The 13,823-nt window shown below is 57.6% G+C and carries 14 protein-coding genes; 8 read left to right on the top strand and 6 right to left on the bottom strand.

Annotated features, from left to right (window positions below; translation table 11 throughout):
* Positions 1-33: 33 nt before the first annotated feature.
* Complete coding sequence (locus ACR0BU_RS16640; RefSeq protein ID WP_299082055.1) at positions 34-330, top strand: HNH endonuclease; 297 nt, start codon at positions 34-36, stop codon at positions 328-330.
* Here the strand turns inward: ACR0BU_RS16640 and ACR0BU_RS16635 are convergent, their stop codons facing one another.
* From ACR0BU_RS16635 to ACR0BU_RS16625, 3 genes are read right to left on the bottom strand one after another with little or no spacing between them, the layout of a single operon-like run.
* The gene (locus ACR0BU_RS16635; RefSeq protein WP_480738090.1) at positions 331-1,068 is read right to left on the bottom strand and encodes a VOC family protein; all 738 of its coding nucleotides are present in this window, start codon (positions 1,066-1,068) and stop codon (positions 331-333) included. It abuts the gene before it with no gap.
* Entirely contained in the window at positions 1,065-1,673 is a 609-nt protein-coding gene (locus ACR0BU_RS16630) for an enoyl-CoA hydratase/isomerase family protein (protein WP_480738091.1), read from the bottom strand. Before ACR0BU_RS16630 ends, ACR0BU_RS16635 begins: the two co-directional genes overlap by 4 nt.
* On the bottom strand, positions 1,670-2,413 hold the full coding sequence (locus ACR0BU_RS16625; RefSeq protein ID WP_480738092.1) for an SDR family oxidoreductase: 744 nt from the start codon (positions 2,411-2,413) through the stop codon (positions 1,670-1,672). Before ACR0BU_RS16625 ends, ACR0BU_RS16630 begins: the two co-directional genes overlap by 4 nt.
* A 107-nt stretch (positions 2,414-2,520) precedes the next feature.
* On the opposite strand from ACR0BU_RS16625, the gene ACR0BU_RS16620 reads away from it, so the two are divergent.
* From ACR0BU_RS16620 to lpxK, 5 genes are all read left to right on the top strand, one after another.
* Positions 2,521-4,077, top strand: coding sequence for a DUF2125 domain-containing protein (locus ACR0BU_RS16620; protein WP_480738093.1), 1,557 nt, complete (start codon positions 2,521-2,523; stop codon positions 4,075-4,077).
* Between the two features lie 288 nt (positions 4,078-4,365).
* Positions 4,366-5,712 carry a TldD/PmbA family protein gene (locus tag ACR0BU_RS16615; RefSeq protein ID WP_480738094.1) on the top strand — a complete coding sequence of 449 codons (1,347 nt, stop codon included), beginning with the start codon at positions 4,366-4,368 and terminating at the stop codon, positions 5,710-5,712.
* Entirely contained in the window at positions 5,699-6,499 is an 801-nt protein-coding gene (locus ACR0BU_RS16610; protein WP_480738095.1) for an inositol monophosphatase family protein, read from the top strand. Before ACR0BU_RS16615 ends, ACR0BU_RS16610 begins: the two co-directional genes overlap by 14 nt.
* Positions 6,496-7,731 carry a 3-deoxy-D-manno-octulosonic acid transferase gene (locus ACR0BU_RS16605; protein ID WP_299082033.1) on the top strand — a complete coding sequence of 412 codons (1,236 nt, stop codon included), beginning with the start codon at positions 6,496-6,498 and terminating at the stop codon, positions 7,729-7,731. The genes ACR0BU_RS16610 and ACR0BU_RS16605 overlap by 4 nt, the downstream gene beginning before the upstream one ends.
* Positions 7,718-8,716 (top strand): tetraacyldisaccharide 4'-kinase, encoded by a 999-nt coding sequence (gene lpxK / locus ACR0BU_RS16600; RefSeq protein ID WP_480738096.1) that lies wholly within the window; start codon positions 7,718-7,720, stop codon positions 8,714-8,716. Before ACR0BU_RS16605 ends, lpxK begins: the two co-directional genes overlap by 14 nt.
* Before the next feature lie 39 nt (positions 8,717-8,755).
* On the opposite strand, the gene ACR0BU_RS16595 is transcribed toward lpxK, so the two are convergent.
* Together ACR0BU_RS16595 and ACR0BU_RS16590 are read right to left on the bottom strand one after the other, a co-directional pair.
* Positions 8,756-9,418: a DsbA family protein gene (locus tag ACR0BU_RS16595; RefSeq protein ID WP_299887752.1), complete on the bottom strand. Its 663-nt coding sequence runs from the start codon at positions 9,416-9,418 to the stop codon at positions 8,756-8,758.
* Between the two features lie 13 nt (positions 9,419-9,431).
* Positions 9,432-9,938, bottom strand: a complete 507-nt coding sequence (locus ACR0BU_RS16590) for a DUF721 domain-containing protein (RefSeq protein WP_480738097.1) — start codon at positions 9,936-9,938, stop codon at positions 9,432-9,434.
* 81 nt (positions 9,939-10,019) lie between these two features.
* On the opposite strand from ACR0BU_RS16590, the gene mutY reads away from it, so the two are divergent.
* Positions 10,020-11,075 carry an A/G-specific adenine glycosylase gene (gene mutY / locus ACR0BU_RS16585; protein WP_480738098.1) on the top strand — a complete coding sequence of 352 codons (1,056 nt, stop codon included), beginning with the start codon at positions 10,020-10,022 and terminating at the stop codon, positions 11,073-11,075.
* A 60-nt stretch (positions 11,076-11,135) separates the two neighbouring features.
* Positions 11,136-12,272: an alkane 1-monooxygenase gene (locus ACR0BU_RS16580; RefSeq protein ID WP_480738099.1), complete on the top strand. Its 1,137-nt coding sequence runs from the start codon at positions 11,136-11,138 to the stop codon at positions 12,270-12,272.
* A gap of 86 nt (positions 12,273-12,358) precedes the next feature.
* On the opposite strand, the gene ACR0BU_RS16575 is transcribed toward ACR0BU_RS16580, so the two are convergent.
* Positions 12,359-13,741, bottom strand: coding sequence for an adenylate/guanylate cyclase domain-containing protein (locus ACR0BU_RS16575; RefSeq protein ID WP_480738100.1), 1,383 nt, complete (start codon positions 13,739-13,741; stop codon positions 12,359-12,361).
* Positions 13,742-13,823 lie beyond the last annotated feature (82 nt).

The following is a 13,823-nucleotide window of genomic DNA, read 5'->3' as shown; positions in this document are numbered from 1 at the left end:
TTAGCCGCCCATTGGCGTGATTTTGCGGTCACTATGACAAACAGTGATCCGATCTGCCCGCTTTGCGACCGTCCGATCCCCGATGGGTCTGGCAGCCTGCATCATCTGATCCCAAAACTCAAAGGAGGCAAGGGCGGACCCACCGTTTTGCTGCACCAGATCTGCCACAAAGAGGTTCACGCAACACTGAGAGAAGCGGAATTGGCCCGTAGCTTCAACACAATCGACGCGTTGCGAGCCCATCCGAGGCTTGAGAAATTCTTGGCCTGGGTCCGCAAGCGCCCGCCTGGGTTTCGGTCGAAAGTGCCTGGCAAACGGCGCGGGCGGTGATCAGCGCGGCAAAACCGGGTCACCAAATGCGTCCTTGAGCGGTGATGGCAGGCCTTCGATCTCGATCCCCAGATAGTCAGGTACTGGCGCAAACTCCGCACCCGCAACATGTTGAAATTCCAGCGTTGTGTACGGGCGTCGCCACAACCATTCGCGATTCTCAACCGCCCACAGATCAGGATTTGGCAAGGTGTCATCGGTAAAAGCGTAAAAGTGCAGGTCAAACCCATAGGGCGACACGTCCTGCACCGACAAAAGCGTCATCCCCTGATCACGGCACCACGTGTCTTCGGAAGCTATGTCGCCGGTTCGCAATGTGATCTGGCCGATCCGAGCCTGCGCAAACGGCGCGGCCGGATCAGCGCCCTGTTCGGGGCGGTTGCCTTCGAAATCGTGCTGCAACAGCTCTATAGCGAAGCCCTCGGGATCGCTTAGATGGCACATATACCCGATATCGAGAAACTGTTGTGGAGCGCTGATCTCGACACCCTGCCCTTGCAGGAAAGCCGCCGCCATATCCACATCCGGCACGGTCACACCGATTTTCCAATAGCGTTGTCCGCGATCGGGCGCATAGCCTCCACCACCGGACATCAAAAGCAAATCCGCGTCTTCGCCGTGATATCCGATGCGGCAAGTCTGTCCTTCCTTGTGCACGGACATTCCAAACGCTTCGGAATAGAATTGCGCAAGGCGATCAGTGTCAGAGACCCGCAACCGCAAGGCAGAAAGTCTCATACACATAACTCCGCTATTCCACTTGCAATTTTGGGATCTGCGCCAACGCTGTCCGCCACCAGCTGTCGCGCTGTTGACAATAGATCTTCAGACTCCACGACGCGGTCAACCAGACCAAAAGCATATGCCTCTGGCGCGGTGATCTTCTGTCCAGCCATGAGGATCAGCTTGGTCCGGGCTGGCCCGATCAATGCAGACATACGTTTGGGGTCAGAAGGTTGGGGCAAAAATCCAAGCTTCATGACGGGATAGAAGAACTTGGCCGACGGGACGGCAATGCGAAGATCGCAGGCCAAAACCATTCCATTGGCCCCGCCCGCCAGTGTTCCGTTCAACGCCGCAACGGTCAGGCAAGGTAGCGCCGCAATCGCGCCGGACAGCCGCTCCCAAACATCCGAAGTCGCAAGCCCGGCGCGCGCCTCGTCCAGATCAGCACCTGCACTGAAAACCTTACCCACCCCTGTCAGGATCAGCGCGCGCGCCTCAGTCGCGGCTTCGGCGATTTCGGCCAGTTCGGTCAGCATCGCCCCGGTCAGAGCGTTCGCCTTTCCCGGGTTGTTGATCGTAACTGTCCAAAGGCCGTCCTTCTGCGCAAGTTCGATCACGTTAACCCAATCCTCTTGCGGATTTCGTCCTGTCTGAGCGAAATTTCCGTGCCAAGATACGCGTCTGAGTCCGTGGAACACATCCACAAAAGCGCGCGCGCCGGCCAGTCTGCCGGAATGTGATCCTCCCAATCCAACTGGCTGACCGGATTGATACCGCTGGCCTTGATGACCCGCTGCATATCCGTCGCAACCGTGCCCGGTGACAGGCCCATGGCGCGAATCCCATGATGGCCTTCTTCCAGATGAAGACACTCTGTCAGCATCTTCGCCCCCGCCTTAGAGGCGCAATAGTGACTCCAAGCCTCAACCGGGTTCGATGCTGCGCCAGATGACACGGTCAAAATGGTACCACCCCCAGCGGCGCGCATAACCGGCAGGGCCGCACGCATACCGTAGAAGACACCTTTAAGGTTGATATCAATTGCCTGGCTCCAAGCCTCGGTATCCGCGTTTGACAGATGAAAGATCGGCTCGATCACGCCAGCATTTCCAATCAGCACATCCAAACCGCCGAAACGGTCGACGCAATCTGCAACCACTTGTTCGACCTGCGCAAAATCGCTGACGTCGCAGGCCAATGCAATGGCATTGTCACCCAGCCCGACAGCCAGGGTTTCGATCTGATCTCGGCTACGAGCGACCAAGACAACATTGGCGCCAGCTGCGGCAAAAACGCGCCCTGCCTCGGCCCCGATCCCGCGGCTGGCCCCTGTTATGAACACCGTTTTTCCTTGCATTTGCTTCTCCTTATCCGTCGGTTCGGAAATCAACTACAGCCGTACCGCGTAAATGGGGAATTGGTCTACCCCTTGCCCCCTTGACGATACCCTCCACAAGCCCGACCATGCGCACCAAATTGATCAAGAAGGGTTACCTTATGTCTGTTTTCCTACGCCGTAGTTGCGGCGCAGCCTTGGCTTATGCCGTTGCAACCCAAGGCGCACTGGCCGACCTGACCGCAAACGATGTTTGGGCTGATTGGCAAACATATTTCACATCAATGGGTTACTCCATCGCCGGTGACGAAAGCGCATCAGGCAACGTTACCACCATTTCCAACATGACACTGTCTATGGAGTTTCCCGACGACGACGGGCAATTCCAGATGGCCATGCCGGAAATGACGCTGACGGAAAACGGCGATGGCACGGTCAGCATCGACTTGCCTGAAAGCTTTCCGATGACAGTTGCCGGACAGACCGAGGGAGAAGAGTTTTCTGCCGATGTCGTCTATTCTCACAGCCAGTTGAATATGGTCGTTTCCGGGTCGCCAGAAGACATGACCTATGATTACACGGCGGCCAAACTGGCTATCGTTCTGGATTCGCTTGAGATGGACGGTGAAACCTTGCCGAGCGACACTCTGGCCGTCAGCATGGAAGCGACCGATGTGGACGGAAGTTCGCGGATGCGTGTCGGCGAAAATCGCGACATCGCCCAAACCTTTAATGCGGCTGACATGTCGTACAATGTCCGGTTCAAAGATCCGGAAAACGACGAAACCGGTCTGATCGACGGTAAACTGAATGGGCTGGCCTTTGAAGGCGAGAACATCATCCCAAGCGACTTTGACCTGTCAAACCCTCAGGCCTTCTACGAGGCCGGCTTCGCCTTTTCGGGCAACTTCACGTACACCTCTGGTGCGACAGATGTCAGCGGCGTCAGCGAGGGCGAGGAGTTTTCCATGGGCAGCACGTCCGAAGGCGGACGTTTCGCAGCCAGCATAGATGCAGAACGCGTAGCCTATGACATTGAACAAAACAGCACGAAGCTGGCCGTTACCACGGCAGATCTGCCGTTCCCGATCGAACTGGCGATGGCCAAAGCCGGGTTACAATTTGAGTTTCCGCTTCAGCAGTCAGAAGAGATCCAACCGTTTGGCTTTGGTATGAACCTGACGGATTTCACCATGTCAGACGTGCTGTGGGGCATATTTGATCCGGCGGGCACATTGCCACGCGATCCTGCAACTATTGCATTGGACACGGTTGGCACGGCCAAAGTTCTGATGAATATCTTCGATCCCGAGTCAGCCGCTGCATTGGAAGCAGATGATGCGACGCCCGGAGAGCTGCATTCATTGAAAATCAACGAGTTGCTGGTCTCGATGGTCGGAGCCAAGTTGACCGGCGACGGCGACTTTGCCTTCGATAGCGCAAACGTTGAAGAATATGGCGGCCTGCCCGCGCCGTCCGGTGTCGCAAACCTGCAGCTTGTAGGGGCCAACACGTTGATCGACAAACTGATCGGCATGGGTCTGATGTCAGACAATGACGCTATGGGCGCGCGGATGATGATGGGCATGATGGCTGTGCCCGGCGAAGAGCCCGATACGCTGAATTCCAAGATCGAGTTCACTGAAGACGGCCAAATCCTGGCCAATGGTCAGCGCATCAAATAGCGACAACATGAGGAGGCTGCTTCGGTCCGGCCTCCTCATCCAGACGATTGCAATCTAGTGCGCGACAACTGTGTCAGCGCGTCTGATCTAACGCATTTCTCGTATGCAAATATCCATCTCAGGCGTTGTTGCCTATTGGTGTTTCATGCACATAAGGCCAACCTTACCGATGTGGTAAGCTGGAAACTCAGACGTGATAATGCCATCGACTCTCTGCACAATTTGGTCACGGGTATTGCGAGACGGTCGGTCCAAGGCTAGGTCCAGTGCAATCAAACCGGAGGCCACATGACCCGCACACCAGAAGAAATCAGCCAGCAACTGCTGGATGCGGCCCGCACTGCAGGGGCCGAGGCCGCCGATGCGATCGTTATCGACGGATCTTCGGTTTCCGTCGAAGTGCGCGGCGGTGCGCTTGAGCATGCCGAGCGCTCTGAAGGCACGGATTTGGGTCTGAGGGTGTTTCTGGGAAAACGGCAGGCAATCGTTTCAAGCTCGGACAAGCGCCCCGAAACGCTGAAGGTTATGGCCGAACGCGCGGTTGCCATGGCCAGCGAAGCCCCCGAAGACCCGTTTACCGGGTTGGCTGAACGTGACCAGATTGCCCAGGATTGGGATATTCAGGCGCTTGAACTGTTCGATCCGACCTCGGAGCCCTCTGCCGAAACCTTGATGCACGATGCGCTTCGCGCCGAAGCAGCGGCGTTGGCCGTTTCCGGCGTATCACAAGTGTCGGACGCAGCGGCAAGCTACGGAACGCACCGGGTGCATCTGGCAATGACCAACGGGTTTTCCGGTGGGTACAAGCGCAGCAGCCGTTCAACGTCGTGTGTTGCCATTTCAGGCGAAGGCACCGGTATGGAGCGTGACTATGATGGCGACAGCCGAACGTTTCAGTCGGATTTACGCAGTCCCGACGAAATCGGACGCATAGCCGGCGAGCGCGCGGTGGAACAGGTTGGCGCCCAAAAACCAGCAACGGGCAGCTTCCCGGTCTTGTTCGACGAACGTATTTCATCGTCATTGATCGGCCACCTGCTGGCCGCCAGTAATGGCGCCGCTGTTGCGCGCGGAGCATCATGGCTGGCAGATAGTCTGGGACAACAGGTTCTGCCCGAACATCTGTCCTTGATCGAAGACCCACACCGCCCGCGCATCTCAGGCTCGCGTCCTTTTGACGCCGAAGGGTTGCCCACGCGACGTCGCGCCATTGTCGAAAACGGTATCTTGACCGGGTGGACACTGGATCTGTCCAGCGCGCGTAAACTGGATATGGCCTCGACCGGAAATGCCACGCGCGGCGTCTCAGGGCCGCCATCGCCCAGCAACTGGAATCTGAGCCTGACACAAGGCGACCAGAGCCGTGGTGACCTGCTGCGAGACATGGGAACCGGGTTGCTGGTGACCTCGATGATCGGTTCTACGATCAACCCCAACACGGGCGATTATTCCCGGGGCGCTTCGGGTTTTTGGGTCGAAAATGGAGAGATCACGTATCCGGTGAATGAATGCACGATCGCAGGAAACCTGCGCGACATGTTGAAACGCATTTTGCCGGCCAATGACGCGCGCCCATACCTGTCGCGGGTCGTCCCCTCGTTGCTGATCGAAGGAATGACGCTTGCCGGCAACTGACTTATCTCTTCTGATCGAAGCCGCCCTAGAGGCTGGCAAGATCGCCACGCGATATTCTGGCACGCAGGCGCAACGTTGGGACAAGCCCGATGGAGCCGGGCCAGTGACCGAAGCAGATCTGGCAGTCAATGCGATGCTTGAAGAACGCCTGCCCGGCGCGCGTCCAGGCTATGGTTGGCTTAGCGAAGAGACTGAGGACACCCCTGACCGCCTGTCGCGGAACATCGCGTTCATCATTGATCCGATCGATGGCACCCGCAGTTTTGCTGAGGGCGCGCGTACTTGGGCACATTCCCTTGCCGTCGCGGACCATGGCGAGGTGACGGCGGCCGTTGTGTACCTGCCAAGGCGCGACCTGCTTTATGCTGCAGCAAAGGGACAGGGTGCCACTTTGAATGGGCAAGTGATTCAGGCATCCCAAGCCGCTGGATTGGATAAGGCCGAGATTTTGGCGGCCAAGCCCAACCTTGCCGCGCGTCATTGGCGTCTGGGAGAGGTCCCAGTCTTTGAACGAGCCTACCGTCCTTCTTTGGCATATCGCATGGCTTTGGTTGCACAAGGACGGTTCGACGGCATGCTGACCCTTCGTCCCAGCTGGGAATGGGACATCGCCGCTGGTGATTTGATCATTCGCGAGGCAGGCGGACTCTGCTCGGACCGAACCGGCCTGCCTCTGCGATTTAACAACTCCCATCCCCGTCTAAACGGGGTCATTGCTGCTGGTGCGGATATTCATGCGCAATTGTCAGCGCAACTGGACCCGGACGGGTCGGGCATTAGCGAATGAGCAAGCCGCGCTCTCTGAGTCTGGCGGCCTATCGGGTTCTGTCCTGGGGCGTGCCAAACGGGGTTGGTCAATCGGACATGCCCCGGCCAGAGGGCGAGTTGTTGTGGATTCACGTCGCGTCGCAGGATCGACTGCGGGTCGTCAACGACTTCTGTCGTCAGATGCAACAAGCACGCCCCGGGCTTTCAATTTTGCTGACGGCACCACCCAACGCCGATCTGGCGCGTTGGACTGGTTGCACATTTCCTCTGGTCAAGCTTCCGATGGAACAAGCCGGGGCAGCACGCGGGTTCCTGGACCACTGGCGCCCGGATATGGGGATTTGGGTTGGCGGTGGCGTGATGCCAAACATCATCACCCGCGCGCACGAACGTGGGATTCCCCTGATCCTGATCGAGGCGAAACTGGACATCACGATTGCCCGCAGCGCGCGCTGGTTGCCTGATATTACCCGGTACACCTTCGATTGTTTCCGCCAGATCCTGACAACTACCCCTGAAACCGCGCGTCAAATTCGGCGGCTGGGCATCCCTTCCACAAAGGTGTCAGAGGCCCCGCCTCTGCAGATCAGCCCGAACCCAAGCCCCTGGCCCGAGGACGAGCTGATCGAAATCAACCAAACACTCGCGGGGCGACCCGTGTGGTTGGCTGCTTGGGTTCAGGACAAGGAGTTCATTTCTGTTCTCAGCGCACATCGCCAGGCACTAAGGCTGTTACCGCGCCTGGCGCTGGTGCTACACGTCGCTGATATCAGCGAAGCCACACCGCTGCATCGTCGCCTCGAGTCTATGGATCTGCGATGCAGCAATTGGGATGAAGGTGGGTTGATCGAGGACACGACCCAAGTCATCCTGTCATCAGAACCCGAAGATCTGGGCCTATGGCAGCGCCTCTCGGCCGTTGCGTTCATTGGCAGCTCTCTTGAATTTGACGCAGGCGGACAGGATCCGCTGGACTCTGTCGCGCTGGGTTCGGCCATCATTCATGGCCCGTTTGTGAACCGGTATCAGGATCTGTACCATCGTCTTGAAAAGGCCGGGGCGGCGCGGATGGTCAAAACGGCAAACGAGCTGGCAGAATCGGTTGTTCAGCTGCTGGCACCCGACAAGGCTGCGGCCATGGCTTTGGCGGGATGGCAAATGATTACCGAAGGCGCACCCCAAGCAGATCAGTTAATCGAGATGGTTCAGGAAACTCTGGACCGTCGGAGTACAGACGATGCGCGCACCTGAGTTTTGGAACACGGCCCCAGGCCAGCTTGATATTCGGGCACGGGTGCTGGCTCCTCTGGGCCGGATTTATGCGTCTGCTACTGCGCGCCGGGTCGCTTCGGGTTCCGGTGTAGATCCCGGCGTGCCAGTGATTTGCGTCGGCAACCTGAACGCGGGGGGCACCGGCAAAACACCAACCGTTATCTGGATTATCGAGCAGCTAAGCAACGCCTGGCACAAACCGCACATCGTGACCCGCGGACATGGTGGGTCGTTGGAAGGCCCTGTTCAGGTCGACCCGTCCAAACATACTGCCGCGCAGGTTGGGGACGAGCCGCTACTGCTGGCAATGTTCGCTGATGTCTGGGTCGCCAAAGATCGGGCGGCAGGTGCCTGGGCTGCCGCCGCCGAAGGGGCAAGCGTGATTGTCCTGGATGATGGGTTTCAAAACCCGTCAGTCGCCAAGGATTTCTCAATCATTGTGGTCGATGCACAGCGTGGATTCGGAAACGGCTTGTGCCTTCCCGCCGGACCATTACGGGAACCGGTGGAAGCAGGGCTTCAGCGTGCGGACGTGGTATTGTCGCTGGGGGATGCCCCTGCTCAGTCGCAGTTTATGGAACGCTGGGGCACGAAACTCACGGTCCCGCATACCACCGGAGCCGTTGTGCCCTTGCAAACAGGGATGGATTGGGCCGGTACGCGGGCTTTGGCCTTTGCGGGCATCGGACATCCGGAAAAGTTCTTTGAAACTCTGCGCCAACAAGGCGTTGAGCTTTTGCGGGCAGAAGCACTGAATGATCATCAACCGCTGACACAGGCCCTAATGACCCGGCTGGAAAACGAAGCGCGGGTGCTGGGTGCACAGATGTTGACCACCGAAAAGGACGCCGTACGCCTGCCCGCGGCCTTTCGAAGCAAAGTGATCACTTTACCTGTTCGCCTTCAGATGTCGGAACCAGAAACGATCAGGGATATGCTGCTGCGCGCCGCACCATCCCCATAGAAGACCCGGCCGGCACCCGATGCGCCGACCGGAAAAGCATTAGCTGCCCAACTCGTCTTCGATCAGTGCTTTGAATTCTTCGTAAGACTGGTTTGAGACGTTCTTGCCATTCACAACAAACGAGGGCGTTGCCTCGATGCCGTCACGCTCAGCGTTTTCCTGATACCAGGCAACCAAAGTCTGCGCGCGGGTGCCGTCCTGCAGGCACGCTTCAAGCTGGTCATTGTCGATACCGGCGCGGCGACCGATTTTCCGCAGTTCATCGACGATCTCGGTCGGACCACCGGCGCGAGTCCACTCGGACTGCCCGTCATAGATCAGATCGGTAATGCCAAAGAATTTCTCGGGACCCGCGCAGCGCGCCACCATCGATGCCCAAAGACCGTAGCGGTCAAAGTAGACCTCGCGGTAGATGAACTTGACCTTCCCGGTATCGATAAAGTCCTTCTTTAGCTGCTTGTAAGTGCCTTTGTGGAAATTCGCGCAATGAGGGCAAGTATAGGATGCATATTCGATGATCTCGACAGGCGCATCCTTGTCCCCTTGCACCATTTCAACAACGGTCGATGTGTCCAGATCCGCTTCTTGTGCCTCGGCACTGCTGACCAGCGGATTGGGTGCGGTGGAGTTTGACAGCGTCAACCAATAGCCGCCAGCGGCGACGGCGACGGCCGTACAAATTACGGTTGCAATACGGCTCATTCTCAGCCCTTTCTCAGCGTTTCTGTTTGGATAGAACGTTACGACCAAGACGTTCAAGGGCCGCGCGTAACTCACCATCGTGAACCTCTCGCGACACTTTGTCAGCCTCGGCTACAATTTCGGGTGCAATCGTAGGTTTCGGCTTTTTCGGTTTGTGATCGAAACTGGCCTGCCCCTCGGCAAATCCGGTCGGCGCGGTCTGGGTGATGCGAATACGGCTGATCGCATTGTAGCCATAGATCGCGTTGACCTTGTCGCGCAGTTGTTCCTTTTGCATTTGCAACATCGGTGCCTGCGGACCTGTCGTCAGAACGGTTAGGGTCGCACCAATCCCGCCTTTGCCATAGCCAACTTTCACAGGTCGCGAGATGGCGGCGGTATCCTGCCCCACAATCTCGGCCCAATGGGTCAACAGGCGCGACACAGCAAAGCCCCGGCTTTCACCGGCGCGCCGAATCTGGTCATTCAGCAAGGTTGCGGTACGTTTGAATCCGCGGGTCGACGAACGTCTGCGTTGCATCTGGTTTCCAACTCCTGCACCGCTATTGTAGAGGGCATGGGCACAGGCGCCAGAGAAACCCGACAGGGAGATAGATAAAACTTGCGTGACATCAGCGAATTCAGCGTAAGCGCCGCACTTTTGGACTGGTACGACCACAATGCCCGCCAAATGCCGTGGCGTGTCGGCCCGGCTGATCGTGCCGCCGGAGTGACACCAGATCCCTATCGCGTGTGGCTGTCCGAAGTCATGCTGCAACAAACAACGGTTGCTGCTGCGCGCGACTACTTCATGCGCTTCACAACGCGGTGGCCTGATGTTGCTTCACTGGCAGCTGCCCCGGACGATCAGGTCATGGGGGAATGGGCCGGATTGGGTTACTATGCCCGTGCACGCAACCTGCTGAAATGCGCACGCGTTGTGGCAGACGAATACGGCGGGCAATTTCCGGATACCGTTGACGCGCTGCTCAAACTGCCGGGCATCGGCCCCTATACTGCAGCCGCAGTGGCAGCCATTGCATTTGACCGTCCCGAAACGGTTCTGGATGGCAATGTCGAGCGTGTCATGTCGCGTCTTTGTGACATTCATGACCCTTTGCCCGGATCTAAACCAATCTTGATGAAAGAAGCCGCTGCTTTGACGCCGACCCAGCGGCCCGGCGACTACGCCCAGGCTGTTATGGACCTGGGGGCCACGATTTGTACACCCAAATCTCCGGCCTGTGGCATCTGTCCATTGCGCACACCTTGCGCGGCGCGGATTGCAGGAACACAAGCGGATTTACCCAAGAAAACAGCCAAAAAACCGAAGCCTACGCGGTTCGGGCATGTTTACATCGCACGTCGGCGAGACGGCGCCCTGCTGCTGGAACGTCGGCCCGACAAAGGGTTGCTGGGTGGCATGCTAGGCTGGCCCGGCTCGGAGTGGTCCGACACCCCGTCCGAGACACCGCCGTTTGCAGCCGACTGGAGCGTCTTGTCAGAAGAGGTGCGCCATACCTTCACTCATTTCCATCTGGTTTTGCGGATTTGGACCGCTGAACTGCCTGCGGAAACAACCACGGACGGCCTTACCATTCTGGGTAAACACGAGTTCAAGCCCAGCGATCTTCCAACCGTGATGCGCAAGGCACATGACCTTTGGCAGAGGCAATAAGCCTGCTGTGCAAGCGCGTTTGGCGCGGCTAGGCTGCGCATATCCTATCGGAGCATCAGGATGATCGCATCTGGCACACTATCGGGTTGGAGATCCGCGATACCCTTTTGGGTTTCGTTTCTTTTGATCCCACTAATCTGGGCAACTGCCGTTGTCGGTGGCTGGTGGCTTTTGTTGGTACCCTTGTCGACATGGTGGGCCTTTGCGGCGCTTGACCGCCTCACTGGGCTGAATGAGGACAATGCCGATCCGAACACGCCGGACGATGTGCTCCAGTGGTATGTTTTGCTAACCAAGCTTTGGACACCCGTTCAGTTTCTGACACTCTACGGCCTGATCTGGTATGCCACCCGCACCGATCATCTGTCGGGGCTGGAAGAGTTTGGGTTGTTCTTCGGGATGGGCGTCATCTCGGGCACCATCGGTATCAACTACAGCCATGAATTGATGCACCAAAGCAGCCGTCTTGAACGCTGGTTTGGTGATGTGCTTTTGGCGATGGTCCTGTATTCCCATTTTCGGTCGGAGCACCTGCTGGTCCATCACCGCTATGTCGGCACGCCACGGGACCCTGTCACCGCCCGGTACAACGAGGGTTTTCATCGGTTCTACCCGCGCGTTTTACGGCAATGTCTGGTTTCCGCATTCAAAGCCGAACGCGACAAGCTGGCCCGCAAGGGTCAACCGTGGACGGATCGCAAAAACCCGTTCTGGCGCTACTGGGCCTTGCAAGGCGGAATGATTCTACTTGCTTTAGTGATGGGCGGCTGGCTGGGACTGGCGCTGTTCCTGCTTCAGGCCGGCGTTGCGATCTGGCAATTGGAACTGGTGAACTATGTCGAGCATTACGGGCTGACCCGAAAACACCTGGGCGACGGCAAATACGAACATGTCTTGCCGCGTCACTCGTGGAACGCGTCGCAAAAGGCTTCGAACTGGTTGTTGATCAACCTGCAACGGCATTCGGACCATCACTACAAACCGAACCGACGCTTCCCGCTGCTGCAGCATCATACTCAGGACGCGGCGCCACAACTGCCCTATGGCTATCCGGTGATGACCATAGCCGCGATGATCCCACCTCTGTGGCGTCGGGTAATGAACCCCCGAGTCCGGGATTGGCGGCGTCAATACTACCCCGAGATTTCGGATTGGAAGCCCTACAACAAAGCAATGAACCCGCAACCAAACGCCTGACCGCAGCGCGCTTTTCGCGCGCTGCCCGGCCCAACGGTTGGCATTGCATCTTATGATGCAATTTAAAGCGGCGGGAGCGCTTCCCCTCACATCATCCAGATATCCATCGCAGTCTCGACTCCGCGCACGGCCTGTTGTGGGCACAGGACAAAACCCTCCATCAAATCCTGGCCTGTGGGCGGTTCCTTTAGCGCCTGTTCCCGCACAGCCTCACTGATGACAACGCGTGCCTTCAGGTCGCGCGTTTTCGCCTCCAACTTGGCAGCGACATTCACCGCATCCCCAATAACCGCAAATTCCAATCGATTAGCGCCAATGTCCCCCAGTACAACCGAGCCGAAATGAACTCCGATCCCGACGTGAATCTCAGGGTCTCCGGCCCGACGGCGTTCAAGGTTCCAACGTTCCATGACATCCACCATCGAACGCGCGCAGGCCAATGCGTTGGTCGCATCAAAGAGTGTCGGAACGGGTGTGCCGAACGTGGCCATCAGCCCGTCCCCCAGATACTTGTCCAGCGTGCCGTGGTGTCGGAAGACTTCGGTTTCCATTCGGGCATGAAACCCACGCAATACTTCGATGACGTCATAAGGATCGCGCCCGGCCGCAAATTTTGTGAACCCCACTATATCAATGAACAAAACGGCGATGTTCTCTTTCCGAACTTGCTTTAGCGGCTCGTCATTCTGGCTGAGTTCTTCAACCACATTGGGAGAAAAGTATCGGGACAGGTTTGCCCGTTCACGCTCAAGCCCTGCATTGGTCATCAGCAAGTGGTTCAGCCGACGCATTGAGATACCCAGAGTCACGGCCACCATGACAAACACGATGACCTGTTGCACTCGCTGCGGCACCATGAAGCTGTTTGGGTCCAGCAACTCAGCGACGTCCGGATACCCCTGCAACGCATCTGCCAACCGCTCACTGATGCCGGGTATCGGGGTTGCCAGCCACCATGCGATAATCCAACCGGCCGTCCACATCATTGCGGTCCATGTCCCGATTGCGACAACTGTCCGCCAGGAATACGCAAGCGTCCCCGCAGCCAAGATGATGAAGAAGTACTGAAAGTTGTCAAAGCGATACTGCATGGCCAGTGGCCTTACATCATCGCTAAACGGATTTGGTACGATCATGCCCAACGTCATGATCAACAAGTCCAAAAAGATGAGCAGTAACTCCGTCCGGGACTGTCCCACCCGACCAGCGCGGCGGATCAACCAGCCATTTGCGCAAATCAGCAACAGGATGAAATGATACCACATGACATCCCAATGCGGATTCAGAAAGATCAGCAGCCCTCCGGTCAGCGCCATCGCAATCCAACGGGCCCGAACTGCAAGCTCCAAACCCTCGCGCTTGTGCCGTGCCAATGCGGCCTCGGTGTATTTGTTGTCCAGCTCGACGCTATCCGGTTGCGTCAGGAAAAACCTTTCGAGACGAGATTGGCTTGCTGTTGAATCAGTCATGGCCTCGGCCTTTTGCAGGGTCTGTCAGGGCTGTTGCATGCAACCATCTCTGGCACAAAAACAAAAGACCCCGCCGTATACG

This window comes from Ruegeria sp. CK2, assembly GCF_056536585.1.
This window is presented reverse-complemented; position numbering and strand designations above follow the sequence as displayed.